Below are 26,464 nucleotides of genomic sequence, written 5' to 3'. Positions count from 1 at the left end.
CTCTAATAAAAATCAAACTTTAAATAATATTTGTAAAATATCTCCATCTTGAACAATATAATCTTTTCCTTCAGTTCTGTATTTTCCAGCAGACTTAACACCTTTTTCGCCTTTATAATTAATAAAGTCAGTGTATGACATTACTTGTGCTCTAATAAATCCTCTTTTAAGATCAGAATGAATTTTTTTAGCAGCATCTAATACCGTAGTGTTTTCTTTAATGCTCCACGCTCTTGATTCTTTAGGACCTACAGTAAAAAATGTTTTCAAATTTAGCAATTTTGAACCTTTCTCAGTGATTTTATTTAAAATATTATTTTTTGTATTAAAATAATAATAATTTTCTTTTTTGTCATCATCTGATTTAGGTTTATTACCTTTCATATCTTTAAGCTTTGATAAAGATATAGAAATTATATTAAATTTTTCTTTTTTCAAAAAATTTTTAATTTTAAAATATAAAAAATTACTATTTTCTGTCTCGTCTATATTTGCAACATACATCATTGGCTTCAAAGTTAAGAATTTCAATTCTCTGACATAAAAAATTTCTTCTTTATCTAATTCAATGTTTTTTAAGGTAGAAAATTTTTCTAAATATTTAATACATTTTTTCAAAAAAACTATTTTTTTTAAATCTTTTCGATCATTTTTTTTTATGTTTTTTTCAATTCTTAATATACTTTTTTCACAAAGTTTCAAATCTGACAAAGCTAATTCCATATTGATAATTTCAACATCTTGAACAGGATCAATAATATCGTGAACATGTACAATTTTTTTATTTTCAAAACAACGAACAACATGTATGATTGCATCAATTTCTCGTATATGACTTAAAAATTGGTTTCCTAATCCTTCTCCTTTTGAAGCCCCCTTGACCAACCCTGCTATATCAACAAATTTTATATAAGTAAAAATTATTTTTTTTGAACTTTCTATTTTTGAAATTTTACATAATCTTTTATCTATAATAGGAGAGATACCTATATTAGGTTGTATAGTGCAAAAGGGATAATTTTCTGCTGAAATATTTGATTTAGTTAAAAGATTAAATAATGTTGATTTACCTACATTGGGAAGACCAACAAGACCGCATTTAAAACTCATTTTTATCCTATTTTCATATCTATTAAATTTTTGTAATTTAAAATAAAAAATGATAGTCAGTTAACATTTTTAATTTAAAAATCATCCCAATTTTTTATCAATTGATTTATATTTTTTATAGTCGGAAATATGGACTCATAAATTTTTTTTTTTTCTAAATAAGAAAATTTTGATAACACATATTTTACTATTTCTAATTTTTCTTTAGGTCTACCTATACCTACAGCAATTCTTTTTAAAAAAACACCTCTTCCTATATTATCTATAATATTTCTAATACCATTGTGACCATTATGTCCTATGGAATTTTTAAACCGAATACTAGCTAATGGTAAATCTAATTCATCATGAAAAATTAATGCATTTTCAATTTTAATATTATAACGATCCAAAGCAGTAGAAAATGAACTACCACAAATGTTTATAAATGTATTTAGAATCAACAAATATGTTTTATCTAAAATACCTATGTAACCAATTTTTTTTTTAATTTTAACTTAATTGAATAATAATCTGCTATCCATTGTATGCATTGAGATCCTACATTATGTCTAGTTCCATGATATTTAGAAATAGGGTTTCCTAAACCTATTAACATTTTATGATCATTCAAAATTATTCCTTAAACGTTTAATCAAAACTTGATTTAATCTTATATTTTTTATATAAATAACATTTTTTATCTTCTTCTTTAAAAAATTTAGAGTAAAATTAATAATTTTTTAAAGATTCAATAATAAAAATTGACGTTCTGCCTCTTCCCAATTAATAATATTCCAAAATGATTTTATATAATCTATTTTTCTGTTATTATATTTCAAGTAATAAGCATGTTCCCATATGTCTAAACAAATAATAGGACTTGCTTCTTTAAAACTATTAATTGATTTTCCCATTAAAGGATTATTTTGATTTACAGTGGATACCACTTTTAATTGACTTGATTCTTTAATTAACCATACCCATCCTGATCCAAAATGTTCTAAAGCTACTTTTTCAAAAATATTTACAAAACTTTCAAAAGAATAAAATTGTTTTTTTATAGCTGATTTAAGTGTTCCAAACAATTTAGTTCCTAACTTTAAATTCTTCCAAAAAAAACTATGATTAATATGTCCACCTAAATTGTTTATTAAAATCTGTTTATCTTTTATGTTTATTTTTTTTAGTTCTCGAACCAACTTATTTTCTGAATAATTTGAATAAATTGTATTATTTAAAATTTTATTTGTATTATCTACATATGTTTGATGATGTTTAGTATAATGTATTTCCATAGTTTTTCTATCAATGTAAGGTTCTAAACTTTCATATGAAAATGACAATTTTGGTAATTTAAAACTCATTTCTTTCACCATTTAAAAATTAAATTTAAATAATATATTATGCATTTTATGAAAAATTATAACATACTTAAATCATTACTTCCAATAAAAAAAAATTATATAAAAACTTTTATATTCTCTAATATTTAGTCTTTAAAAAAAAATATTATTGATATAATATAAAATATCGATTTTCAATAAACTAATTTAAAATAAGACCGGACCATGAAAAAATATAAAAAATTTTTCTTTAATAATGAGATTAACAAAATATGTCTATAATTCAAGAATTAAATTCTCTTCAGAATCGATTTCGAAGCTTTTATCCTGTAGTTATAGATATAGAAACAGCAGGGTTTAATCCAAAACAGGATGCCATATTAGAAATAGCTATGATTACTCTTTTTATGGATGAAAAGGGTTGGTTAAAAAAAGAAAAACCTATCCATTTTAACATTGAACCTTTCCAAGGTTCTAATATTGAATCGGAAGCTTTAGCATTCAATAAAATTGATCCTTTTAATCCTCTAAGAGCAGCGGTCACAGAAAAAACAGCTCTAAAAAAAATATTTAAAGTAGTTAAAAATAGACTCAAATTAAAAAAATGTTCAAAAGCTATTGTTGTTGCTCACAACGCAAATTTTGATCATAATTTCTTAATGGCTGCTGCTCAAAGAACAAACTTTAAAAAAAATCCTTTTCATCCATTCGTTACATTTGACACTGCAGCATTAAGCGGTTTAGTTTTAGGACAAACTGTATTAGCTAAAGCTTGTAAAATAGCAGGTTTAAATTTTGATAATAATCAAGCACATTCTGCTTTATATGACACTATGCAAACTGCTAATTTATTTTGCGAATTAGTCAATAGATGGAAAAGATTAGGTGGATGGCCTCCTTCTAACGAAAAAGTTGATACTTCTAAAGTAATAAAATAATAAATGAATAAAATTGATCAGAAATTTTTAAAATTTAACGTCTTTATTTTTTAATATTGTCAATTAACTCTTGAAGTTTACCATTTTCAAACATTTTAATAATAATACTACATCCTCCTATTAAATTTCCATTAATCCATAATTGAGGAAAAGTTGGCCAATTAGAAAATTTAGGCAAAGCTATTCTAATATCTGAATTTTCTAAAACATCTACATAAAAAAAATCTTTTTTACATTTTGATAAAATTTCAGCAGCTTTAGAGGAAAATCCGCAACTAGGTTTAGTTGGAGTGCCTTTCATATATAATAGAACCAAATTTTTTTTAATTTGAGATTTTATTTTTTTGATTACGTCCATAAATATATCCTTTTTTAGAATATAAATAACTTTTAACAAATAAGTATTATTTTATCACCAATAAAAATTTAAAAAAAGTACTTTAAAAAAATAATTCATGTAAAAAATATTTCGACTTTTATAATAAAATGAAGTAAAATATTTCTTCATAGAAGGGGCTGTTCTATGGATTTGACAAAATTATTGAAAACTAATGGGCATGTCGAGGAATGGTTTGCCTCGTAAAAAAACCAAAAAAAATAGTTGCAAAAAAAGAAAATTACGCTTTAGCAGCTTAATAAACTGTTATAAAGCCTTTCTTTCAAAATTTTTTTTCTCTTCAAATTTTGATATACAGAAAGATAACTTTAAAAGAGATTGCATAAAAAGTTTGCTTAATACTTTTATGCATAACTCAATTAAGCAAAATTTTAATTTTGTTTCTATTCAAAATTAAAAAAAATATTCAATAAATAGAATAAACATGTAGTTCCATACGTCGTAAAAATTTTGGACGCGGGTTCGAATCCCGCCAGCTCCAAAAATTTAATTTTAAAAATAAAAACTTAATTTAAAATTTATAAATTTCATCTATTATTAAATCTGACTAACTTTATTTAACATTTTTTATAATCTAAACAAAAAATATATAAACTCTATCTTATATTTTTAAAAAAATTATTTCTTATTTCAAAAAATAATTTAATTTATAAATTATATTTATTTTTGAAATTTTTCGCATGATGAAAATCATCAAAAACAATTTTGTTGAAAATAAGACTTCATCTTCTATAATAATAAAATCATTTTTTAACCTAATATAATTTTAAAAAAGACAAAATGAAAAATTCAAAAAAAAAAGAATTCAATATTGAAGATATTAATAATATTATTAAAAAAAACCCAAAAATAAAAGAAAAAATAATCTCTAACTTTAAAAAAAAATTATTAGAAATCCAAAAAAAAAATATTGATATCAGATTTAGAGAACAAGCAAAAATAGAAAATTTTGAAAAAAAATCAAAACAGGAAATTAATTTAATTCAATTAGAAACAAAAAAAAAATTTTCACTTAAATTACTTCCAATAGTTGATTATGTGGAAAAAATATTAAATGATTTAAATTCATCAAATAAAGAAAATAAAAATTTCACTGAAGGTATTGTGATGACATTAAATTCTTTCTTAAAAATTATACAAAATTTTGGAATTCATGAAGAAGGTAAAATCAATCAAAAATTTAATTCCAACTTACATATAAAAGTTTCTGAAAAAAAATCTAAATTAATAAAAGAAAATTACATAACTTCTATTTTGAAAAAAGGATATACTTTAAATGGAGAAAAATTAAGAAAATCTTTAGTTGAAGTTTCAAAAAAATAATAAGATTCTCTGTCTATTTTTTAAAATTTTGAAAAAAAATAAATTAAATATAATTTAAGGGGAAAATGACCAATTTATAGGTTTTTCTCCCCTAGAAACTAATATATTGTTAACTTGCGAAAAATGTTTACAACCAAAAAATCCCTTATTTGCAGAAAAAGGAGAAGGATGAGCAGCTTTTAAAATATAATGAACATTAAAATCTATCTTAGAAATTTTTTTTTGTGCATATGCTCCCCAAAATAAAAAAATTACGCCTTTCTTATAATTATTAATCATAGAGATAACTACATCGGTAAATTTTTCCCATCCTATATTTCTATGAGATCCTGGTTTATTTTCCTCTACTGTTAAAATAGTGTTTAATAAAAACACACCCTGTCTTGCCCAATGTTCTAGACAACCATTATTATTAAAAATAAACTCTATTTCTAGATCTGACTTCAATTCTTTAATTATATTTTTTAATGAAGGAGGAATTTTTTCTCCTTTTGGAACAGAAAAAGCCAATCCGTCAGCTTTATTTTTATTATAATAGGGATCTTGTCCTAAAATAACTACTTTTAAATTTTCAAATGGAGTTAAAAAAAAAGATCTAAAAATGTTTTTTTTTTCAGGAAAAATATTTTTTTTTTCTTTTTCTTTACAAATAAATTGCATGATTTTAATGAAATATTTTTTTTTTTTTCTTGATGCAAAAGATCTTTCCAACTAATTTTTTTATTTTTTTTCATTTTCTTTCCTGATATATATCTTGCAATTATGAAATATCTATTTCATACTAAAAATAAAATTTTAAGCATACAATAAATGTTAATCTTATTATATAATTTGCTCTCATATTAATAATATAAAACAAAGAATTTAAATTCTACTATTTCTGAGTATATCAATTTATAAACGAAAAATATATTCAAATTAATTAAAATTTATTGACTAATTTTTCGTTAAATTTAGGAGAAATAAATGGTTTTAGTAAGTTTACCAGCACCGAATTTTATTGCTCCGGCAATTTTAAAAAATGATGAAATAATTGAAAATTTTAATTTTCAAAACTATGTTTCAGGAAAAACGACTGTTTTATTTTTCTGGCCTATGGATTTTACTTTTGTATGTCCTTCAGAGATCATTGCTTTTAACAATCTCTATGAATCATTTAAAAAAAGAAAAGTAGAATTGGTAGGTGTATCTATAGATTCTGTTTTCGTTCATAATGCTTGGAGAAAAACTCCAATAAACGAAGGTGGAATTGGAAATATTCAATTTATTATGGTTTCAGATGTTAAACAAGAAATACAGAAATCTTATGGAATTATGCATCCTACTCTCGGTGTTGCATTAAGAGCCTCTTTCTTAATTGATAAAAAATTTTGTATACGACATCAAGTTGTTAACGATCTACCTTTGGGCAGAAATATAAAAGAAATGCTCAGAATGGTAGATGCTTTACAATTCCATGAAATGAATGGAGAAGTATGCCCAGCTAATTGGAAAAAAGGAAAATTTGCAATGACTCCTTCTCCTGATGGAGTTCGAAATTACTTTCATGATCATTTAGAAGATTTATAACTTAATTCAATAAAAAACTAGTTAACCATTTACTAATCGCTTATTTATTCAGAATACACTATTTTATTAAAAAACTTTAAAATAGCGTATTCTGAAATTTTTTTAATATTAAAAAACTATTTTTTATTAAATAAAATTGTCATCATCCTCGTAATTATCTTCTTCATAACTCGAATTTTCATATTTTTCATCTTCGTATTTATTTAAACCATTATTATCATTGCTGTAATTTTCGTCAGAAAAATTCGTTTCATTGCCGTTAAAATTATCATTTATATCATAATAATTACTATTTTTTTCCTCTTCAATATTGTCTATATAAGTATTAGATATATCAGGATCCAACACAGATTCTGAAGAATTTATATCGCTAACTGTTTCTTCTTTTATCGAATCATGTCGAAATAAATTAGTCAAAATATTTCCCATTACAATTCCACTAGCTACACCAACAGCAGTTTGAACAGCATTTGAAAGAAAACTGTTTGAATTAAAACCTGAAGTAGGCTGAAATGAGTTTTGTTTTTCTGTAGAAGAAATTTTTTCTTCTTTATTTTTAGCATTTAATGAATAATCGTTATTTTTTTTATTTGAATCATTTTTTTTATTTTTTAAAAAGTCTAAACATCCAAATAAAAAACTATCTGAATGATGTTTTATTTTCTTTTTTTGATCTTGAATTTTAGAATTCAACAATTGAATTTCTTTATTCATTTTCTTAATAGCTAATTCCTGTACCAAAACCACTTGTGTTAAATAATAAGCGGCATTTGGTTGTTTTTTAATCATATTTTTAATCAATTCATCCGCTGATAAATCTTGCTGTTTTGATTGATTTTCGACTTTTTCTATTTTTTTAAACAAATTTTCAATTAAAATTTTTTCTTCTTTTTGCATAACATTTATTCTCTATCTAATATATTAAAACAAATTAAATTTTGAAAACTAATGAACAATATCATACATAAGTATAGTACTTATCGCATTTTTATAAAATATTTTTATTTGAAATATTCTTTTTCTAAACTAGTAATTATTAATCTTTGATCATTGATTAATGATTTTAAAAAGAAAGAATAATTTTCTTTAGATTCACCGAATAAATTCATTATGGTATAATTTTACATCTTTAAAATAAGGAACAAACTATAAAGAGAAAAAAATCTATGAAAGACCTTACTAACGTCATTAAACAGGTCGATATTGAACGAGAATTAAAAAAATCATATTTAGATTATGCTATGTCTGTAATAATCGGAAGAGCTTTACCAGACGTTCGAGACGGGTTAAAACCAGTTCATAGAAGAATATTGTTTGCTATGAAAATTTTAAATAATGACTGGAATAAAGGATATAAGAAATCTGCCAGAATAGTAGGAGATGTCATAGGTAAATATCATCCTCATGGAGATTCTTCAGTCTATGATGCTCTAGTTAGAATGGCTCAACCATTTTCTTTACGATACATGTTAGTTGACGGACAAGGTAATTTTGGTTCAATTGATGGCGATGCTGCTGCAGCTATGCGTTATACAGAAGTTAGAATGTCTAAAATCGCGCATGAACTTCTAAATGATTTAGATCAAGATACCGTTAAATTTATTCCAAATTACGACGGAACAGAAATCGTCCCAGAAATTTTACCTACTAGAATACCAAATTTATTAATTAATGGTACATCTGGAATTGCTGTAGGCATGGCAACCAATATTCCTCCTCATAATTTAAAAGAAATTATTAATGGATGTCTTGCTTATCTTAAAAATGAAGATATTGATGTAAAAGGTTTGATGCAATACATACCTGGTCCTGATTTTCCAACCGCAGGAATAATTAATGGTCATTCAGGAATAAAAGAAGCTTATGAAACAGGAAAGGGTAAAATCTTTATTCGTGCTCAAAGTAAAATTGAAATTAATAAAAAATTGAAAAAAAAAATTATTGTAATCTATGAACTACCTTACCAAGTTAACAAATCCAAATTAATTGAAAAAATTTCAGAATTAGTAAAAGAAAAAAAAATTGAAGGAATTATCGCATTAAGAGACGAATCTGATAAAGATGGTATGAGAATAGTTATAGAAGTTAAAAAAGATGCAATTATTGAAATTATTTTAAATCGATTATATATTTTAACATCATTGCAAATTTCTTTTGGAATTAACATGGTTGCATTGTGCAATGGACAACCAAAAACAATGAATTTAAAAGAAATTTTGAAACAATTTATTCTTCATAGAAAAAAAATAGTTACAAAAAAATGTTTGTTTAAGTTAAAAAGATACCAAAAAAAAACTCATACTTTAGAAGGATTAAATTTAGCCTTAATTAACATTAATGAAATTATTAAGTTAATTAAAAATTCAAAAACACCTGCTGAAGCAAAAAAAATATTAATCTCAAAAAAATTTTTTTTGAAAGAAAAAGATAATTTAAATAAAAATACAAAAAAAAAATTTGAATTAACCGAAAAAAAAGATGAAAATGAAAAGTTTAAGTTTTCTTTTAGTAAAAAACAAATTCAATCAATTTTAGAATTAAGATTACAAAAATTAACTTCTTTAGAACAAAAAAAAATTTTTGAAGAATACAATTTTTTAACAAAAAAAATAAAAAAATTAAACCTTATTTTAGAAGATTCAGAAAAATTAACTAATATGATAAAAAAAGAATTAGTTGAAATTAAATGTTCTTTTAATGATAAAAGAAAAACAATTATTAATAAAAATCAAAAAAATATTAATATTGAAGATATGATTTCTCAAGAAAAAGTAATTGTAACACTTTCCCATTCCGGGTATGTAAAATACCAACCTATTTCTGATTATGAAGCACAAAAAAGAGGCGGAAAAGGAAAATCTGCTGCTCGTATTAAAGAAGAAGATTTCATTGAAATTTTATTAGTAGCAAATACACATGACACAATTTTATGTTTTTCTAGTACAGGTATACTATATTGGATGAAAGTATACCAACTTCCTGAAACTAGTCGACATGCTCGTGGAAGACCTATAATAAATATTCTACCATTAAGTTCAAAAGAAAGAATAACTGCCATTTTACCTGTTTCTAAATATAAAGACAATATCAACGTATTTATGGCTACATTAAAAGGAACAGTAAAAAAAACTTCTCTCAAAGAATTTAGTAAACCTAGAAACGCAGGAATTATTGCTGTAAACTTAAAAAAAGAAGATGAACTTATAGGAGCAGCGTTAACAAATGGAAAAGATAATATTATGTTATTTACTGCTTCCGGTAAAATTGTTCATTTTTCCGAAAAATTTGTTCGAAAAATGGGAAGAACAGCTTCAGGGGTAAAGGGTATAAAAATAAAAGATACTGATCATATAGTATCTTTAATTGTTCCTGAAGGAGAAGGAAATATTCTTATGGTTACAAAAAATGGATATGGAAAAAGAACTAAAATTTCTGATTTTCCAATCAAATCTCGTTCAACAAAAGGTATCATTGCTATAAAAATTACAAAAAAAAATGGAGCAATGATTGCTGCTATTCAAGTGTCAGAAAACGATCAAATTATGATGATTACTAATGCTGGAACTCTTGTGAGAACTAGGGTATCAGAAATTAGCAATCTAAAAAGAAATACTCAGGGGGTGATTTTAATCAGAACAAACAAAAAAGAAAAAGTAGTTGCTCTTCAAAGAATTGATGAATCATTTTATAAAAAAATAACATAAAAACACTACAGCTACAAAGTAGCATTCATTACAAATGTTTTTTACTTGTAGTAATGCTACCTTTTTAAAAAATATTAATTATTTTTAATAAAAATACATTTCAATCTAAAAAACTAAACTAAAAACAAAAATTCTTAATGTTTTATAAAAATGTTTAATCTCAATAAAAAATTGTATTAATTATTATTAATAATAGGCATATTTAAGATGAATTCAAATCTATTAGTTACTAAAAGAGATGGTAGAAAAGAAGTACTTGATTTAGAAAAAATTTATAAAGTACTAAATTGGGCTTCTAATGGATTGCATAATATTTCAATTTCTCAAGTAGAATTACGTTCTAGAATTCAATTCTATAACGGAATTAAAACAATTCACATTCATGAAACAATTATTAAAGCCGCGGCTGATTTAATTTCCAAGGAAGTTCCCGATTATCAATATATGGCAGCTAGATTAGCTATTTTCCATCTTCGAAAAAAAGCATATGGAAAATTTGTTCCACCCGAATTATACCAACACGTTAAAAATAATGTTTCATTAAATAAATATGATGAAAAATTATTAAATCAATTTTCTAAAAAAGAATATCAAATTATGAATTCATTTATCAATCATGATAGAGATATGAACTTTTCATACGCTGCTGTAAAACAACTAGAAGGAAAATATTTAGTTCAAAATAGAGTTACAGGAAAAATATATGAAAGCCCTCAATTTTTATATATTCTTATTTCTGCATGTTTATTTTCACAATATTCTAAAAAAAATAGATTATTTTACATCAAAAAATTTTATGATGCTATTTCTACTTTTCGAATTTCGTTACCAACACCAATTATGGCCGGAGTAAGAACTCCTACTCGACAATTTAGTTCCTGTGTTTTAATCGAATGTGCTGATAATTTAGATTCTATCAATGCAACTGCTAGTTCTATAGTAAAGTATGTATCTCAAAGAGCAGGGATTGGTGTTAATGTAGGTCAAATTCGAGCAGTGGGTAGTCCAATTCGAGAAGGTGAAGCATTTCATACTGGTTGTATTCCTTTTTACAAATATTTTCAAACTGCTGTTAAATCTTGTTCTCAGGGTGGGGTTAGAGGAGGAGCAGCTACTCTGTTTTATCCTATTTGGCATTTAGAAGTTGAAAATTTATTGGTTTTAAAAAATAACAGAGGAATTGAAGAAAATCGAGTAAGACATGTCGATTATGCTATACAAATAAACAAATTAATTTATCAAAGAATAATATCAAGAAAAAAAATTAGCTTATTTAGTCCTTCTGATGTTCCTTTGTTATACAACTATTTTTTTTCAGATCAAAAAAAATTTGAAAAATTATATACTCAATACGAAAATGATAAAAACATAAGAAAAAAAGAAATTAAATCTATAGATTTATTTTCTTTATTAATGCAGGAAAGAACTTCTACTGGAAGAATTTATATACAAAATGTAGATCATTGTAATACTCATGGTTCCTTCAATCCTAAAGTAGCTCCGATCAGACAATCTAACTTATGTTTAGAAATAACTTTACCAACTAAACCTTTAAATAATATTTTAGATCCGAAAGGAGAAATAGCATTATGCACATTATCAGCATTAAATTTAGGAAAAATAAAAAATATTAAAGAATTAGATGATCTTTCTAATTTAATTGTTCGGGCATTGGATGCTTTATTGGATTATCAAGAATATCCTATTATAAGTGCAAAAATTGGAGCATTAGGAAGAAGAGCTATTGGTGTAGGAGTTACAAATTTTGCTTATTATCTTGCTAAAAATAATGTTAAATATTCTGACGGAAGTGCTAACAAATTAACTCATCAAACTTTTGAAGCTATACAATATTATTTACTAAATGCATCTTGTAATTTAGCAAAAGAAAAAGGAAGTTGTTCTCTTTATAATCAAACAAAATATTCATTAGGAATACTTCCTATTGATACTTATAAAAAAGAAATCGATATTATTTGCAATGAACCATTACACTTAAATTGGGAATTTCTCAGAAAAAAAATATCAAAATATGGCTTAAGAAACTCTACTTTATCTGCTATTATGCCTTCAGAAACATCTTCTCAAATATCGAATGCAACTAATGGAATTGAACCTCCTAGAGGTTTTATTAGTATAAAAGCATCTAAAGATGGTATGTTAAAACAAGTTGTTCCTGAATACAAAAAGTTAAAATCAAAATACGAATTATTATGGGATATACCTGATAATATCGGATATCTTAAATTAGTTGGAATTATGCAAAAATTTGTTGATCAATCTATTTCAACTAATACTAATTATGATCCTTCTAAATTTTCAGATGGAAAAATACCTATGAAATTATTATTAAAAGATTTATTAACTGCTTATAAATTAGGATTAAAAACTTTATATTATCAAAATACTAGAGAAGGAAACATGCATAAAATAAACGATTCTGATGATTCTATGCAATTAGAAAATTGCGATAGCGGAGCTTGCAATCTATAAAAAATTTTTTCCAACTATTTTTAGAGGTATTTACATGACATACACAACCTTTTCAAAAAAAAAAAATGACCCTTTGCAAGAACCAATGTTTTTTGGACAATCAGTGAACATCTCCAGATACGATCAACAAAAATACATAATTTTTGAAAAATTAATAGAAAAACAGTTGTCTTTTTTTTGGAGACCGGAAGAAATAGATCTATCTAAAGATAGAATTGATTTTAATAATCTGCCAAAACATGAAAAACATATTTTTTTAAGTAATCTAAAATATCAAACTTTATTAGATTCAATTCAAGGAAGAAGCCCTAACATAGCTTTTTTACCTGTTGTTTCAATACCAGAATTAGAAACATGGATTGAAACTTGGTCATTTTCTGAAACAATACATTCTAGATCTTACACTCACATAATTCGAAATATAACTAATGATCCTTCATTAATATTTGAAGATATCATTAATAATCAATCGATATCTAACAGAGCAAAAGATATTTCTTTCTATTACGATGATTTTATTCAATATACAAGCTATTGGCATTTATTAGGAGAAGGGGTTCAATATATTAATAATAAAAAAAAAATTATTAATTTAAATTCTTTAAAAAAAAAATTATATCTATGTTTAATGAGTGTAAATGCTTTAGAAGCTATCAGATTTTATGTAAGTTTTGCATGCTCTTTTGCCTTTGCGGAACGAGAAATAATGGAAGGAAATGCAAAGATTATTCGATTAATAGCCAGAGATGAAGCATTACATCTTACTAGCACTCAACATATAATTAATATTTTGCAAAATAAAGAAAATAATGAAAATATGGCTAATATTACAAATGAATGCAAAGATGAATGTTTCCAAATCTTTTTAAAAGCTGCTGAACAAGAAAAACAATGGGCTGAATATTTATTCTCAGATGGATCTATGTTGGGTTTAAACAAAGAAATTTTGTGCCAATATATTGAATATATTACAAATGTTAGAATGAAATCAGTTGGATTAAAACAACCTTTTCAAAGAAAATCAAATCCTATACCTTGGATTAATCAATGGTTATCTTCCGATAATGTTCAAATGGCTCCTCAAGAAGTTGAAGTCAGTTCTTATTTAGTAGGACAAATAAATTCAGAATTATTAGATAATGATCTTAATTCATTTGAATTGTAAAAATATGAAAAAAAAATGCATTTTAATTATAAATAGGAATAAAAAAATTTATGTTAATACGAAAAATTGTATTTCTTTATTAAGTATTTTACTTCTTAATCAAATTAATATCGATTATCAATGCAAAAAAGGATATTGTGGAACATGTAAAGTTGTTCTTATAAAAGGAAAAATTCTATATCAAAGTTTTTCTCCTTTAGCTTTTTTAAAACCGGGCGAAATTCTTTCTTGTTGTTGCATTGTAGAGCATAATATAGAAATTAAAATTTAAATTTTTTACATTAAAAAAATTATTTTTAAATAATTTTGTCATTTGTTTGTATGACCGTTGTAGCTATTGTATAAACAATGTCAATAACAGTTGATCCTCTAGATAAATCGTTGATTGGTTTTTTTATTCCTTGCAGAATAGGTCCTATACAAGTAGATTTAGTTGAATTTTGAACTGCTTTATAGGCTATATTTCCACTATTTAAATCCGGAAAAATTAAAATTGTTGCTTTTCCTTTTAAAATAGATTTTGGAAGTTTTAATCTTGATATTTCAGAATCTATTGCAGCATCGTATTGAATAGGTCCTTCTACAAGAATATCTGGTCTTTTTTTATTTAAAATTTCTTTAGCTAAAACTACTTTTTCTATAGAACTATTTTTTCCACCAGAAAATCCTGTAGAATACGAAAGCATTGCTATTTTTGGATCAATTCCAAAAAGTTTTGATGAATTAAATGTCTGTATAGCTATGTCTGCTAATTGATCTGAAGAAGGATTGGGATTAATAGCACAATCGGAATAAATTAAAATTTTTTCTTCCAATAACATGAAAAATATAGAAGATATTAACTTTACTTCTCTAGACATTCCAACTATTCTTAATGCTGATCGAATTACTTCTGAAGTAGTATTTATAACTCCAGCAACCACTCCATCTACTTTGTTATTTAATAATAATAACATTGCCAAAATAATGTTTTTTTTAATATCTTTTTCTGCAATTTTTCTCTCTATTCCTTTTTTCGAATATATTTCAATTAAATCATTTTTGTAATTTTCTTGAATAACCTTTGGTTCTAAAATTTTGATGTTTTTATTTAAAGAAATTTTTTTAATGGAAGCTATTTTTTTTATTTCATTTTTATTTCCTAACAAAATGCAATTAGCTATTCTTAATTTCGAACATATATTTGCCGACTCAATAATTCTAGGATCATTCCCTTCAGGAAGAAGAATCGTTTTATTTAATAGAATGGCATTTTTTTTCAATTTATATTTAAACATTTCAGGATTAACTAAAAAATGATTATTTTCCTTTTTTTTTATTATATTATTTGTCCATTTTTTATTAATAAATGATTGAACATATCGTGCTATTCTTTTAATTCTTGTACCTTCATCAGCAAAAAACTTAAAACTAAACTTTTTTAATAAAAACAAAACTTCATAAAAATCAAGATAAATAAAAAAAATAGAAATATTAATTTTTGACAAACTTAAATACAAAGATTTTTTTTCCATATTTCCAAAAACTACTAAAATAGAAAAATTAATATTTTTCTTTTCAAAAAAATTTATATAAAATTTAATTTTTTTTAAAAAGTTACTATTAACTATAATTAATGAATTAGAAATATCTTCTTCCTTCATATTTTTATAATCTTGATTAAAAATTTTGATTTTATTAACTAAAAAATTTTTTGTTTTTTTTCTCTTGCAAAAGCTAAAAGCATTAAGATAATTAGTAATTTTTAATATTGGAGTTTCTAATAATTTCATAGTCCATGGAATAGCTGCTATAATAGGTAAAAACTTTATTTTTTTAATAAATTGATATTTTAAAAAAAGTTTTTTTTGGTAAAAAAAATCAAATTCTGAAACATTGTCGATATTTTTTAAAAAATTTGGTTCATTTTTTTTGTTAACGATAACACCATCAAGATTTTTTTTAAAATAAAAATCTACTTCTTTTTTTTTGAATTTATTTAAATTACTTAATTTTTTAAAAATAGTGACAAGAATAATTCTTGCATTTAAAATTTTAGCAATTTTGAAATTTAATTTGTTCCATATAGGATTATTTTTTATACTGAATCCTTCAATTAAAGTAATTTCAGTTTTGTTTTTATAAGATTCATATCGATCTATAATTCTTTCAATTAAATTAGAAAAAAATTTTTTTTTATATATGACATCATCTATTTTAATATGAATAGATTTTATAATAAAAATAGAAAAATTCGTTGAAAGAATTTGAGAAGTATGATCCATTTTTTCTAAGTTATTACTATTAATTATAGGTTTAAAAAACCCAATATTAGAAGTTTTTTTTTGAATAGCAGAAATAACTCCTAAACTGATGGTTGTTAACCCTACATTCTTTTCAATAGGAATTAACATTATAACTTTAGACATAAATACCTCTTTAAATTATGCATATAAAACTTTATTTTATTAATCTCACTGTTTCATTGGCAATTTCTAACTCTTCATCAGTAGAAATAACTAAAATAGGTATACTTTTTTCTGTACTAATTCGGAAATTGTTTTTTAATCCATTTTCATTATTGAATTTTTTAGATAATTTAAATCCTAAACTCGATAATTTTAAAACGGCTAATTCTCTTACTAAAACAGAATTTTGACCTATTCCACCAGTAAAAACCAATGCATCTATTTTTTTAGCTATTAAAAAAAAATAAGAAGAAATATACTTCACCAATCTATAGACAAAAATATCTACAGTTCTCTTTGCTTTTTTGTTAAAAAAATATTTTTTTTCAGAATTTCTAAAATCACTAGTGTTTTCACTTAAACCTAAAATGCCTGATTTTTTATTCAATAGATTTTTAATTTCTTTAATACTCATTTTAACTTTTTCATACAAATAAAAAATAATAGAAGGATCAATATCACCGCTACGTGTCCCCATGATTAATCCTTCTAACGGAGTTAATCCCATAGAAGTATCTAAGCAAACTCCATTTTTTATAACTGATACAGAAGCTCCATTTCCTAAATGACATGAGATAATATTTATAGATTTTAAATCTTTACGCATTATTTCTGCTGATTTTTTCATTATGTAAGAATGACTAATTCCATGTGCCCCATATCTTCGAATTCCATATTTTTTATAAAAAATGTATGGAATTCCATACAAATATGTACATTCTGGTAATTTTTGATAGAAAGAAGTATCAAAAACAGCAACATTTTTTCTTCTAAGAGAAGGAAATTGTTTAATAGCTGACTCTATCCCTAATAAATTTACGGGATTATGCAAAGGAGAAAAACAAAATAATTCTTTGATGTTATCTATTATCATTTTGTTAATTATTGCTGAACTTTTCATTTTTTCTCCACCATGAACTACTCTATGACCTATTGAAACGATATCATTAACAACATTCATTTTCTTTTGAATAATTTCAGTAAGAATAAATCTAATAGCTTCTTCGTGATTCATATAAGATTTCAAATAAAAGTTTTTAATACAAACATCTTTTGATTTCCAAGAAACATTGGTATTTAATAAATTTAAACATTCTATAATTCCGGTTAAACATTTTTTATAATTTTTTGAATCAATTAATGAAAACTTTAGAGAAGAACTACCGGAATTGATAACAAAAACTAATTTTTGAGACATATAATCAATCCCTAATTTATAAAAAAATATATTTATTCGAAAATAAACTCTTTTTTAATTTTTTTAATAAAAAATGCATTTTTTATTTCATCTAAAAAATATTTTTTATAAAATATAAAAAACTAACATATTTCTTAAAATTATTACAACTAACTAATGTTTTGTATCTTTAATATTTTAATTAAAAGCTAATTGAACTTAATTCAAGTTAAATTTATCAAATTTTAATGAAAAGTTATTTTTTTTTGCTCTATAGAATGTATTTGAACTTTTATGATCTCACTAATTGGATCTTCAGGACAATGTTCTACAAAATACGCCAAGTCTCTTAAAGCAACTTTTCCACATTCTAATTGAGCATAAATTAGTCCTCGATCTCTAATTTCATAAGGATCATTAGGATCTAACTGTATTAATAAATTACTTACATTTAGAGCTAATTCCATATTTTTTTCTTCCATTAAAGCTGCCTTTAATGTATTTAATATTTTTCTAATTACTGTTAGTGATTTTGCTTCATTTAAATCATTTTTATACAGTAAAGCGGTAGGACTAATATTTCCTTTTAACCAAACCTCTAATATATGTTCATTTAAAGTTTCTCCATTAAAAGGATCAATTAGCCAAGGTTTTTTATCTCTTATATCTGATCTTAAAATAAGTTGAGTTGGAAAAATTACGGGGGTTAACGATAACTCTAATTCTTTTGCTATATAAAGTATAATAATGCCTAATGAAACAGCTGTTCCTTGACGTGTTTTTAATACTGAATCAATCCATAATACATCTGATAACTTATATTTTTTGTTTGCCCCTCCAAACCCCCATTTAGAATAAAATATTTGTAACATTTTTTTTAATTTATTAATTTCATTGTTTTCACTACTAATAGAAAATTTTATTTCTTTTATTCGACTTTTTAGTTCTTTTTTCACCTCTTCTGCAGGAAAGTTTTTCCTTATTAACTGAAAAGCAACCACCATAGATTCAAAAATTGATTGTTTTGAAAAATCAATGTTAGAAAAGATTTTCATGTTATTCTCAATATTATTTATTTTAATTGAATTAAAATTAAGCATTTTAAATAAACATTTGATAATAAAATATTTATTTAGTATTTAGTTAAATAAACAAATTTAAAATGTTTTGTATTTTGACTAATTTAATTTCATTAATTTTATGTTATTATACAGAACATTTTAAAATAATTAAATATCTTATAATCCTTTTTAAAAATGCTAGTTTTTCTGTCCAATTGTAACCCGATAAAATCCTTGATGATCTCTATAACTGTTCACATTTTTAAAATTACTAAATTTCATAAATTTATTTATGAATTTTTTTTGATTTGAACCATGCTCTATTAATAACCATCCCTTATGATATAAATAATTCTGAGAATATCTAATAATTTTTTTAAGATCAAAATATCCTTTTTCGGGCGAAACCAATGCTGAATAAGGTTCAAAAAAAATTTCAGATTTTAAACTTTGATAATCTTCAGCACTAACATAAGGTGGATTACTTACAATAATGTGAAAATTCTTTCTTTCTAAAGATGAAAACCAATCACTATACATAAAAAATACATTGTTTATTGATAATTTTCTTGCATTTTTTTTAGCTATTTTTACAGCATTATAAATTTGATCTATTCCTATTACATAAGAATTTGGAAATATATCAGCTAACGACAAAGCAATAGCTCCAGATCCTGTACCTAAATCAAGAATATGTAACTGTGATTGTTTATCAAACATATTTTGAATAATTTCAATTATGATTTCAGTTTCTGGCCTAGGTATAAAAGTAAAAGGAGACACTAAAAGAGATAAAGACCAAAATTCCTTTTTTTTTATCAAATAAGCTACAGGCTCATGTAAAGTTCTTCTTTTTAACAAATCATTTATTTTTTTTTTTCTTTAAAATTAATATTTTTTTCATTAAAACTCATAATCCAAGAAAAAGGTTTTTTTATTCCATATGCTAATATTAATAAGGCATCTAATCTAGGAGTAGTACTACTTTTTATTAATTTTTTTTCTGCAAAATTTATCCAATTTTTAATATTCATTTTTTTTTCTCGACAAAGAGGAAAGAACTCTTTCTTGGTGTTTTTCTAAAATAGGATTGATCAAAATATCTAATTTTCCATCTAATATTTCATTTAAACGATATACCGTTAAATTAATTCCATGTTCTGTTACTCTATTTTGAGGAAAGTTGTATGTTCTTTTTCTATCAGATCTTTCTCCGCTTCCTAATAAATTTCTTCTTATGGAAGCACTTTTAGCATTATTTTTTGCCAATTCAGCAGCATGAATTCGAGCAGACAATATTGATAATGCCTTTGCTTTATTTTTATGTTGGGATCGTTCATCTTGACATTCTACGACATGTCCGGTAGGAATATGAGTTATTCGTATAGCTGAATCGGTTGTATTTACATGTTGTCCTCCTGCTCCAGAAGACCGAAAAGTATCGATTTTTAAATCTGAAGAGTTAATTTTAAATTCTTTTGATACTGGTACAACTGGCATTATAGCTACAGTACACGTAGAAGTATGTATTCTTCCTTGCGATTCAGTTTCTGGAACTCTTTGAACTCTATGTCCTCCAGATTCAAATTTTAATTTTTTACACGCCTCTTTTCCTGTTATTTTTATAATAACTTCTTTAAATCCTCCCTTTTCACTTTCAGTTGCATTAATAACATTAAAATCCCAATGATTCATTTCCGAATATTTATAATACATTCTAAATAAATTTCCTGCAAATATTGCTGCTTCATCACCCCCAGTAGCAGCTCTAATTTCAACAAAACAACTTTTTTTATTATAAGGGTCCTTAGGTAATAATAAAATTCGTATTTTTTTTTCTATTAAATTTTTATGATTTCTCAATATTACTATTTCTTCTTCTGCCATTTCTTTAATTTCTATATCTTTTAATAATTTCTTTGCTGCTTTAATTTGTTTTTTACATTTTTTCCAATCTATAAAGTATTTAACTATTTTAGAAATTTTTAAATATTCTTTTGATACATTTTGAAATTCTTCCTTATTTAAACTTTTATTTACATTCGATAAAATTAATTCTATTTCTTTGTACCTAAAATATAACTTTTCTAATTTAGAAATAATAAGAATGTTCATGAATCACCGCTAATTTTTAAAAATAATATTAATCAAAACTAAATTTTTTTAAAAAATACAATGCTTTGTTTAAATATCACATATTAAACAATAAAATATTTTAAAAAAAATTTTTTGGTATATAATGTTATTTATTATAAAGTTTTTTAAATAAAAATTTAATTTTTACTAAAAACATGATTAAAGTTATAATAACAAAAATTATTAATTGTTAAAATCAAAAAATATTAATCAAAAAATACTTTCGTTTTTATTTTTTTTTAAATTTATTTTTGTAAATAATTTTTATAAGAGAAATTGCATGAATGATATAAAATTATTTTCTGGAAATTCCATACCAAAATTAGCTAAATGTATTGCTGAAAGATTATTTCTGCATTTAAGTAATGCTACTGTAGAAAGGTTTAGCGACGGTGAAATAAGTGTCCAAATAAATGAAAATGTTAGAGGAGGAGACATTTTTATAATTCAATCAACTTGTTTTCCTACTAACGATAATTTAATGGAATTGGTTGTTATAGTAGACGCTTTGAGACGCGCTTCAGCAGGAAGAATAACTGCTGTAATTCCTTACTTTGGATATGCTAGACAAGATAGAAGAGTTCGGTCTGCACGTGTTCCTATTACTGCAAAAATAGTAGCAGACTTTTTATCTATTGTTGGTGTAGATCGTGTATTAACAGTAGATCTTCATGCTGAACAAATACAAGGATTTTTTGACATTCCTGTAGATAACGTTTTTGGTAGTTTAATTTTACTTGAAGACATGCTTAAAAAAAAATTTAAAAACCCAATTGTTGTTTCTCCAGACATAGGTGGAGTTATTAGAGCAAGAGCAATTGCAAAACTATTACATGATACGGATATGGCTATTATAGACAAAAGAAGACCTAATACTAATGTTTCTCAAGTAATGCATATTATAGGAGATGTTGAAAGTAGGGATTGCGTATTAGTTGATGACATTATCGATACTGCTGGTACATTATGTAAAGCAGCTGAAGCATTAAAAGAAAGAGGTGCTAGAAAAGTTTTTGCATATGCCACTCATCCTATTTTTTCAGGAAATGCCGAAGAAAATTTGAAAAATTCTGTTATTGATGAAGTAATTATTTGCGATACTATTCCATTATCTAAATCTATTAAATCTTTATCGAATATACGTACATTAACTTTATCAGGAATGTTAGCTGAAGCCATTCGAAGAATAAGCAATGAGGAATCTATTTCCGCAATGTTCGAACATTAATTATTATATTTTATTTTTGAAATTTTACTTATTAATATTTATTTTTAATATGTTCATAACCTTTGAAACTGTTATGAATGATCCAAAAACTAATATTAAATCTTTTTTAGAAACAGATAAAAAAATATCATTCCAAGCATTCTGAACATTAAAAAAAAATTTGTAATCTTTAAAAAATAAATTTTTTTTTACACGATCAATAAACTTTTTCTCATTTTGATTTAATAAAATAAAATTCCATTTGTTAATTATTCCAAAAAAATTTGAGACAATTCCATCAAAATCTTTTTTTTCTAAAATTCCAATTACAGCATAAATTTTTAAATATTTTTTAGAAATTTTTTTTATTTCTTTAGATAAATAAAATGAAGCATGTGAATTATGAGCTACATCTAAAATTATACGAGGATTCTCTTGAACTATCGAAAAACGACCTGGGATATTAATTGGAAATAATTTTTTTTTTAAAAAATTAGTATCAACAAACAAATTTGATTTAGATAATGCAGCAAAAGCTACTGAAATATTTATTAAGGGGATATTTGAATAAGGAAGACCATAAAATTTCCATTTTTTACTTATGAAATTCCATGTATTTTCTTTTTTTTCATAAAACCATTCAAAATTAACTCTAATTAATGAAGTATTTAACTTTTTTGCAGTTGAGTATATGCTTTTTGGAATTCTTTTTTCTTCTCCTATAATAGCAATTTTATTTTTTTTGAATATTCCCGCTTTTTCATGAGCAATTTTAAAACGAGTTTTCCCCAAAATTTCTTTATGGTCAAAATCAATATTAGTAATGATACTAATATCATTAGCAACAATACTAGTTGCATCTAATTTACCCCCTAGACCTACTTCAAGAATGATAACATTTACCTTAAAATATTTAAATAAAAATAAAGCGGATAAGGTTATAAAATCAAAATAACTAATTTTAAGAGACTGTCTAGCTTCTTCTATTTTTTTAAAAGCTAAAACATGCCAATCTTTATCTAAATGAAAACCATTGATTCGAATCCTTTCTAAATAACTTATTAAATGAGGTGAAGTATATAAACCAACTTTATACCTAGAGTACAATAAAATTTTTTCTAAAATATAACAAACGCTTCCTTTTCCATTTGTTCCTCCAACTACAAAGATAAATGAAAAAAAATGTAATAAATCTAATTTTTTAGCTATATTTATTACATTTTTTAAACAAAAATCATTTTTTCTTTTAAAAAATTTTATATAATTAATCCATTCTAAAAAAGATAATTTTTTTTTATGCATTTTCTTAATAAACGTATTTAAATGTTAGTTCTAAATTTTTTATATCGAAAATAAATTAATTAAAAAATTTAAATTAATTCCGAAAAATAAAATTGACATAGATAATATTATCATTAAAAAACCAAAAAAAGTAAATATCCAATTATTAGAAATTTTCTTTTTAATCAAAAGATTCTTTTTATTAATCATTGGTTCATTAATAAACATGTTTACTACAATTCTCAAATAATAATACATGCTTAATACACTTCCCAAAAGAAAACTGATTCCTAAAAAATAAAATTTTTGTTCTATTATTAATAAAAATAAAAAAAACTTACCAAAAAATCCTATTGTAAAAGGAATGCCTGCAAAAGAAAATATTGATATTGTCATTAATATAGAAAGAATAGGATTTCTCCAAAATAATCCTTTATAAAATTCAAAACCATTATGATAATGATTATTATCAATTGTTGAAATATAATTCAAAATCCCAATAAAAATCACACTAGAAAGCACATAATTAACTATGTTAATTCCAAACGATTCTAAAGCAAATTTATTATCAAATAACGTAACAACAGAAATTAATAAAGATCCGAAATATGCTATTGAAGAATAAGCTAATAATTTTCTAATATTTTTTTCAAATAATGCCAATATATTTCCCAGTAAAATCGAAAAAAATGAAAGTATCTGAATTAAAAAAAACAAATTATGTAAATTGTTTTTAGGAAAAAATATGAAAAAATTTATTAAAATGATAAATGAAACAATTTTAATTATTGTAGAAAAAAATAATAATGAAGAAAAAGAAATACCTTCATAAATATTAGAAATCCATGAATGAAATGGAAAAATAGCAATTTTAATACCAAATCCAGTTAATATAAAACACCAAGCAAATAATACAATTCTATCTACATCATACGAACTAAAAATAGATAACTCATTAAAATGAAAAAAATTAAAATTTCCTGAAATGCAATAAATTAAAGATATTCCAAACAATAAAAAACAAGAAGAAATAGTAGATAAAATTAAATATTTTAAAGAACTTTCAACTGATTTTTTTTCATTTACAAAATAACCAGACAAAGCTAACATAGGTAAAGACATTAGTTCAATTCCTATAAACATAATGATCATATTGTTAGAAATAATTGCAAACATTGCTCCTATTATAGCTAAATTTATTAATAAAAAAAAATTTTCTGGATTTTGAATATATCTTTTTTTATTTGTTAAAAACAATATGCAAGAACATAACCCTATCAATAACAAGACACCTAAATATACGATAGAAAAAAAATTAATGAATAATATTTCTCCTATTTTTATAGGAACACTTCTATATACTAAAAATAAAGATAATAAAGATAATATAAAGCCTAATATATTCAAATTTTTAATTAAATTTAAATTTTTTTTGAATGACATAAAAAGAAAAGAAATAAAACCAACTAGCATTAATATTAATGCTGGTAATAAACTAAATAATTGTTTAAAAACTATCATGATTAAAGATCATATCCTTTAAGATAAATAAAAAAATTAAATAATTGGTTTTGTTAAACATAAAATATTAATAATAAATTTTGAATTTAATCCAATAAAAAATAAAAAAAATGAAATAATAAACAACGTTAAAATATCAATTGAAGAAATGGTTGTACATTCTGAAACATTTTTGTAATTTCCATAACAAATATTTTGCATAAATCTTAGCGTATATACTACGGAACACATCAAACCAAGAAAAAAAATACCTGATAATGTTGGATTTTTTTCAAAAATTCCCATCAGAATCATTAATTCTCCAATAAAAGATCCAGTTCCTGGTAAACCTATACTAGAAAAACAAAAAAACAAAAAGAATCCCGGCAACCAACTAAAATTTTCTAATAAACCACTTATTTTATATATATTTTTGGTATGAAAATATTTTTTTAATAAACTTGTTATAATAAATAATGCTGAAGTAGAAAAAGAACAAGAAACTAAATATATAATTGCTCCTTCATATGAAATTTGATTATAAGCATAAATTGATGAAAAAATTAATCCTGTGTGAGAAATTGATCCGTAAGCAATTACTTTTTTTAAATCGCTTTGAGAAAATGCAAGTAATGCTCCATAAAAAATATTTAACAATCCTAAAAAAACAAAAAAATTAGCCAAATTATGTGATGAATTAGGAAACAATGGAATTACAAATTTTAAAATTCCATAAATTCCAGTTTTCGATAAAAATCCAATTATATCAATAGATCCTACTACAGGTAGATATCGATGAACATTTGGAAACCAACCATGAAAGGGTACTATTGGAATTTTTACAGCAAACCCAATCAACATTCCTATCATTAAGACATGTTCTAAAATAGAAAAATTTTTATTCTCATTAAAAAGATTTATTAATAACTCATAATCAAAAGTCCAAAAATTATATTTAATATAATACAAAGTTGATAAATTAATTATAACTACTAACATTATAAAACTAGAAAATTGAGAATACATAAAAAAAGAATTAGCAGAAGAAATTCGTCTTCTTTTTGCATTATTTTTTACACTAGGAAATATAATTAACAAATAAATTGGAATTAATATAATTTCCCAAAAACAAAAAAATAAGAATAAATCAACAGATAAAAAAATACCCATTGTTGCGGAAAAAATATGCAATAATGAAAGATAAAATAATCCTTTATAATGCTGATAAAAATTCCAAGAACACAATACTGATATAATTCCTAAAATTGAACTTAAGAAAATCATTAATAATGATAATCCATCCATAGCTAAGTGAAAACTTATGCCAAATTTAGGAATCCAAGGATATGAAAATTCAATAATCCATCGATGATCTGATGTTCTATGAACAAAATTAATAAATTTATAAAAATAAAAATACATTAATAATGAAAAAACAATACTCATTGTTATTAAAGCAATCCATCGAGGATATTTTATATTGTATTGTTCTGATTTCCAACTTATAAACCCTCCTAAAAAGGGAATTATAATTAATAAAAGAAGTAACATTTGTATTATAATCCTATTTAATAATAGTTCTATTTAACATATAAATTAAATCCAAAAATTAAATATAATAATAAATATTT

General features: G+C 23.7%; 23 protein-coding genes, 1 other RNA gene and 1 pseudogene. 9 read left to right on the top strand and 16 right to left on the bottom strand.

Annotated features, from left to right (window positions below; all coding sequences use genetic code 11):
* Positions 1–12: 12 nt before the first annotated feature.
* The 4 genes from ychF to RJT62_RS00850 all read right to left on the bottom strand — a co-directional run bounded on the left by ychF (position 13) and on the right by RJT62_RS00850 (position 2,456).
* Positions 13–1,110: a redox-regulated ATPase YchF gene (gene ychF / locus RJT62_RS00865; RefSeq protein WP_343153889.1), complete on the bottom strand. Its 1,098-nt coding sequence runs from the start codon at positions 1,108–1,110 to the stop codon at positions 13–15.
* A 74-nt stretch (positions 1,111–1,184) separates the two neighbouring features.
* Positions 1,185–1,556, bottom strand: coding sequence for a hypothetical protein (locus tag RJT62_RS00860; protein ID WP_343153888.1), 372 nt, complete (start codon positions 1,554–1,556; stop codon positions 1,185–1,187).
* Positions 1,557–1,576: 20 nt separating this feature from the next.
* A complete protein-coding gene (locus RJT62_RS00855; RefSeq protein ID WP_343153887.1) occupies positions 1,577–1,723 on the bottom strand; it encodes a hypothetical protein in 147 nt (48 codons plus the stop codon).
* A 109-nt stretch (positions 1,724–1,832) separates the two neighbouring features.
* Entirely contained in the window at positions 1,833–2,456 is a 624-nt protein-coding gene (locus tag RJT62_RS00850; protein ID WP_343153886.1) for a superoxide dismutase, read from the bottom strand.
* Between the two features lie 251 nt (positions 2,457–2,707).
* On the opposite strand from RJT62_RS00850, the gene rnt reads away from it, so the two are divergent.
* Positions 2,708–3,373 (top strand): ribonuclease T, encoded by a 666-nt coding sequence (rnt, locus tag RJT62_RS00845; protein ID WP_343153885.1) that lies wholly within the window; start codon positions 2,708–2,710, stop codon positions 3,371–3,373.
* 43 nt (positions 3,374–3,416) lie between these two features.
* Here the strand turns inward: rnt and grxD are convergent, their stop codons facing one another.
* A complete protein-coding gene (gene grxD / locus RJT62_RS00840) occupies positions 3,417–3,731 on the bottom strand; it encodes a Grx4 family monothiol glutaredoxin (RefSeq protein WP_343153884.1) in 315 nt (104 codons plus the stop codon).
* A 154-nt stretch (positions 3,732–3,885) separates the two neighbouring features.
* Here grxD and ssrA point away from each other — a divergent pair.
* Together ssrA and grpE are read left to right on the top strand one after the other, a co-directional pair.
* Positions 3,886–4,254, top strand: a transfer-messenger RNA (tmRNA) gene (ssrA, locus tag RJT62_RS00835).
* A gap of 296 nt (positions 4,255–4,550) precedes the next feature.
* The gene (gene grpE / locus RJT62_RS00830) at positions 4,551–5,093 is read left to right on the top strand and encodes a nucleotide exchange factor GrpE (RefSeq protein WP_343153883.1); all 543 of its coding nucleotides are present in this window, start codon (positions 4,551–4,553) and stop codon (positions 5,091–5,093) included.
* A gap of 54 nt (positions 5,094–5,147) precedes the next feature.
* On the opposite strand, the pseudogene ung reads toward grpE, so the two are convergent.
* Positions 5,148–5,827: pseudogene (gene ung, locus RJT62_RS00825) on the bottom strand (uracil-DNA glycosylase).
* A gap of 232 nt (positions 5,828–6,059) precedes the next feature.
* On the opposite strand from ung, the gene RJT62_RS00820 reads away from it, so the two are divergent.
* Complete coding sequence (locus tag RJT62_RS00820) at positions 6,060–6,662, top strand: peroxiredoxin C (RefSeq protein WP_343153882.1); 603 nt, start codon at positions 6,060–6,062, stop codon at positions 6,660–6,662.
* 126 nt (positions 6,663–6,788) lie between these two features.
* On the opposite strand, the gene RJT62_RS00815 is transcribed toward RJT62_RS00820, so the two are convergent.
* Positions 6,789–7,559, bottom strand: coding sequence for a DUF2076 domain-containing protein (locus tag RJT62_RS00815; RefSeq protein ID WP_343153881.1), 771 nt, complete (start codon positions 7,557–7,559; stop codon positions 6,789–6,791).
* A gap of 269 nt (positions 7,560–7,828) precedes the next feature.
* Between RJT62_RS00815 and gyrA the strand changes: the two genes are divergently transcribed.
* From gyrA to yfaE, 4 genes are all read left to right on the top strand, one after another.
* A complete protein-coding gene (gyrA, locus tag RJT62_RS00810; protein ID WP_343153880.1) occupies positions 7,829–10,366 on the top strand; it encodes a DNA gyrase subunit A in 2,538 nt (845 codons plus the stop codon).
* A 207-nt stretch (positions 10,367–10,573) separates the two neighbouring features.
* Complete coding sequence (gene nrdA, locus RJT62_RS00805; RefSeq protein ID WP_343153879.1) at positions 10,574–12,859, top strand: class 1a ribonucleoside-diphosphate reductase subunit alpha; 2,286 nt, start codon at positions 10,574–10,576, stop codon at positions 12,857–12,859.
* 34 nt (positions 12,860–12,893) lie between these two features.
* Positions 12,894–14,024: a class Ia ribonucleoside-diphosphate reductase subunit beta gene (gene nrdB, locus RJT62_RS00800; protein ID WP_343153878.1), complete on the top strand. Its 1,131-nt coding sequence runs from the start codon at positions 12,894–12,896 to the stop codon at positions 14,022–14,024.
* A gap of 4 nt (positions 14,025–14,028) precedes the next feature.
* Positions 14,029–14,295, top strand: coding sequence for a class I ribonucleotide reductase maintenance protein YfaE (yfaE, locus tag RJT62_RS00795; protein ID WP_343153877.1), 267 nt, complete (start codon positions 14,029–14,031; stop codon positions 14,293–14,295).
* Positions 14,296–14,320: 25 nt separating this feature from the next.
* Here the strand turns inward: yfaE and pta are convergent, their stop codons facing one another.
* The 6 genes from pta to prfA all read right to left on the bottom strand — a co-directional run bounded on the left by pta (position 14,321) and on the right by prfA (position 20,824).
* Entirely contained in the window at positions 14,321–16,432 is a 2,112-nt protein-coding gene (gene pta / locus RJT62_RS00790; protein ID WP_343153876.1) for a phosphate acetyltransferase, read from the bottom strand.
* A 31-nt stretch (positions 16,433–16,463) separates the two neighbouring features.
* The gene (locus RJT62_RS00785) at positions 16,464–17,678 is read right to left on the bottom strand and encodes an acetate kinase (protein ID WP_428994288.1); all 1,215 of its coding nucleotides are present in this window, start codon (positions 17,676–17,678) and stop codon (positions 16,464–16,466) included.
* Positions 17,679–17,893: 215 nt separating this feature from the next.
* Positions 17,894–18,703 carry an invasion regulator SirB1 gene (gene sirB1, locus RJT62_RS00780; RefSeq protein WP_343153874.1) on the bottom strand — a complete coding sequence of 270 codons (810 nt, stop codon included), beginning with the start codon at positions 18,701–18,703 and terminating at the stop codon, positions 17,894–17,896.
* 204 nt (positions 18,704–18,907) lie between these two features.
* Positions 18,908–19,570: a peptide chain release factor N(5)-glutamine methyltransferase gene (prmC, locus tag RJT62_RS00775; RefSeq protein WP_343153873.1), complete on the bottom strand. Its 663-nt coding sequence runs from the start codon at positions 19,568–19,570 to the stop codon at positions 18,908–18,910.
* 5 nt (positions 19,571–19,575) lie between these two features.
* Entirely contained in the window at positions 19,576–19,743 is a 168-nt protein-coding gene (locus RJT62_RS00770; protein ID WP_343153872.1) for a hypothetical protein, read from the bottom strand.
* Positions 19,733–20,824: a peptide chain release factor 1 gene (gene prfA, locus RJT62_RS00765; RefSeq protein ID WP_343153871.1), complete on the bottom strand. Its 1,092-nt coding sequence runs from the start codon at positions 20,822–20,824 to the stop codon at positions 19,733–19,735. Before prfA ends, RJT62_RS00770 begins: the two co-directional genes overlap by 11 nt.
* Before the next feature lie 301 nt (positions 20,825–21,125).
* Here prfA and RJT62_RS00760 point away from each other — a divergent pair, with 301 nt between their 5' ends.
* Positions 21,126–22,073: a ribose-phosphate pyrophosphokinase gene (locus RJT62_RS00760; protein WP_343153870.1), complete on the top strand. Its 948-nt coding sequence runs from the start codon at positions 21,126–21,128 to the stop codon at positions 22,071–22,073.
* 24 nt (positions 22,074–22,097) lie between these two features.
* Here RJT62_RS00760 and folC read toward each other — a convergent pair whose 3' ends face one another.
* Genes folC through RJT62_RS00745 form a run of 3 tightly spaced genes read right to left on the bottom strand, consistent with a single transcriptional unit; the run spans position 22,098 to position 26,384 of the window.
* Positions 22,098–23,354, bottom strand: a complete 1,257-nt coding sequence (folC, locus tag RJT62_RS00755) for a bifunctional tetrahydrofolate synthase/dihydrofolate synthase (protein ID WP_343153869.1) — start codon at positions 23,352–23,354, stop codon at positions 22,098–22,100.
* 39 nt (positions 23,355–23,393) lie between these two features.
* Positions 23,394–24,854: an NADH-quinone oxidoreductase subunit N gene (locus tag RJT62_RS00750; protein WP_343153868.1), complete on the bottom strand. Its 1,461-nt coding sequence runs from the start codon at positions 24,852–24,854 to the stop codon at positions 23,394–23,396.
* Positions 24,855–24,890: 36 nt separating this feature from the next.
* The gene (locus RJT62_RS00745) at positions 24,891–26,384 is read right to left on the bottom strand and encodes a complex I subunit 4 family protein (protein WP_343153867.1); all 1,494 of its coding nucleotides are present in this window, start codon (positions 26,382–26,384) and stop codon (positions 24,891–24,893) included.
* Positions 26,385–26,464 lie beyond the last annotated feature (80 nt).

Source organism: Buchnera aphidicola (Mindarus keteleerifoliae) (assembly GCF_039392895.1).
Classification (GTDB): Bacteria; Pseudomonadota; Gammaproteobacteria; order Enterobacterales; family Enterobacteriaceae; genus Buchnera_A; species Buchnera_A aphidicola_A.
This window is presented reverse-complemented; position numbering and strand designations above follow the sequence as displayed.

Bases quoted from the DNA above. Each gene is read 5' to 3' on its own strand.
- RJT62_RS00770 (WP_343153872.1), bottom strand. From the start codon at position 19,743: ATGAATATTAAAAATTGGATAAATTTTGCAGAAAAAAAATTAATAAAA.
- RJT62_RS00760 (WP_343153870.1), top strand. From the start codon at position 21,126: ATGAATGATATAAAATTATTTTCTGGAAATTCCATACCAAAATTAGCT.
- grxD (WP_343153884.1), bottom strand. From the start codon at position 3,731: ATGGACGTAATCAAAAAAATAAAATCTCAAATTAAAAAAAATTTGGTT.
- RJT62_RS00815 (WP_343153881.1), bottom strand. From the start codon at position 7,559: ATGCAAAAAGAAGAAAAAATTTTAATTGAAAATTTGTTTAAAAAAATA.
- pta (WP_343153876.1), bottom strand. From the start codon at position 16,432: ATGTCTAAAGTTATAATGTTAATTCCTATTGAAAAGAATGTAGGGTTA.
- nrdA (WP_343153879.1), top strand. From the start codon at position 10,574: ATGAATTCAAATCTATTAGTTACTAAAAGAGATGGTAGAAAAGAAGTA.
- yfaE (WP_343153877.1), top strand. From the start codon at position 14,029: ATGAAAAAAAAATGCATTTTAATTATAAATAGGAATAAAAAAATTTAT.
- gyrA (WP_343153880.1), top strand. From the start codon at position 7,829: ATGAAAGACCTTACTAACGTCATTAAACAGGTCGATATTGAACGAGAA.
- sirB1 (WP_343153874.1), bottom strand. From the start codon at position 18,703: ATGAAAATCTTTTCTAACATTGATTTTTCAAAACAATCAATTTTTGAA.
- ychF (WP_343153889.1), bottom strand. From the start codon at position 1,110: ATGAGTTTTAAATGCGGTCTTGTTGGTCTTCCCAATGTAGGTAAATCA.
- RJT62_RS00750 (WP_343153868.1), bottom strand. From the start codon at position 24,854: ATGATAGTTTTTAAACAATTATTTAGTTTATTACCAGCATTAATATTA.
- rnt (WP_343153885.1), top strand. From the start codon at position 2,708: ATGTCTATAATTCAAGAATTAAATTCTCTTCAGAATCGATTTCGAAGC.
- grpE (WP_343153883.1), top strand. From the start codon at position 4,551: ATGAAAAATTCAAAAAAAAAAGAATTCAATATTGAAGATATTAATAAT.
- nrdB (WP_343153878.1), top strand. From the start codon at position 12,894: ATGACATACACAACCTTTTCAAAAAAAAAAAATGACCCTTTGCAAGAA.
- prfA (WP_343153871.1), bottom strand. From the start codon at position 20,824: ATGAACATTCTTATTATTTCTAAATTAGAAAAGTTATATTTTAGGTAC.
- RJT62_RS00850 (WP_343153886.1), bottom strand. From the start codon at position 2,456: ATGAGTTTTAAATTACCAAAATTGTCATTTTCATATGAAAGTTTAGAA.
- RJT62_RS00820 (WP_343153882.1), top strand. From the start codon at position 6,060: ATGGTTTTAGTAAGTTTACCAGCACCGAATTTTATTGCTCCGGCAATT.
- RJT62_RS00745 (WP_343153867.1), bottom strand. From the start codon at position 26,384: ATGTTACTTCTTTTATTAATTATAATTCCCTTTTTAGGAGGGTTTATA.
- folC (WP_343153869.1), bottom strand. From the start codon at position 23,354: ATGCATAAAAAAAAATTATCTTTTTTAGAATGGATTAATTATATAAAA.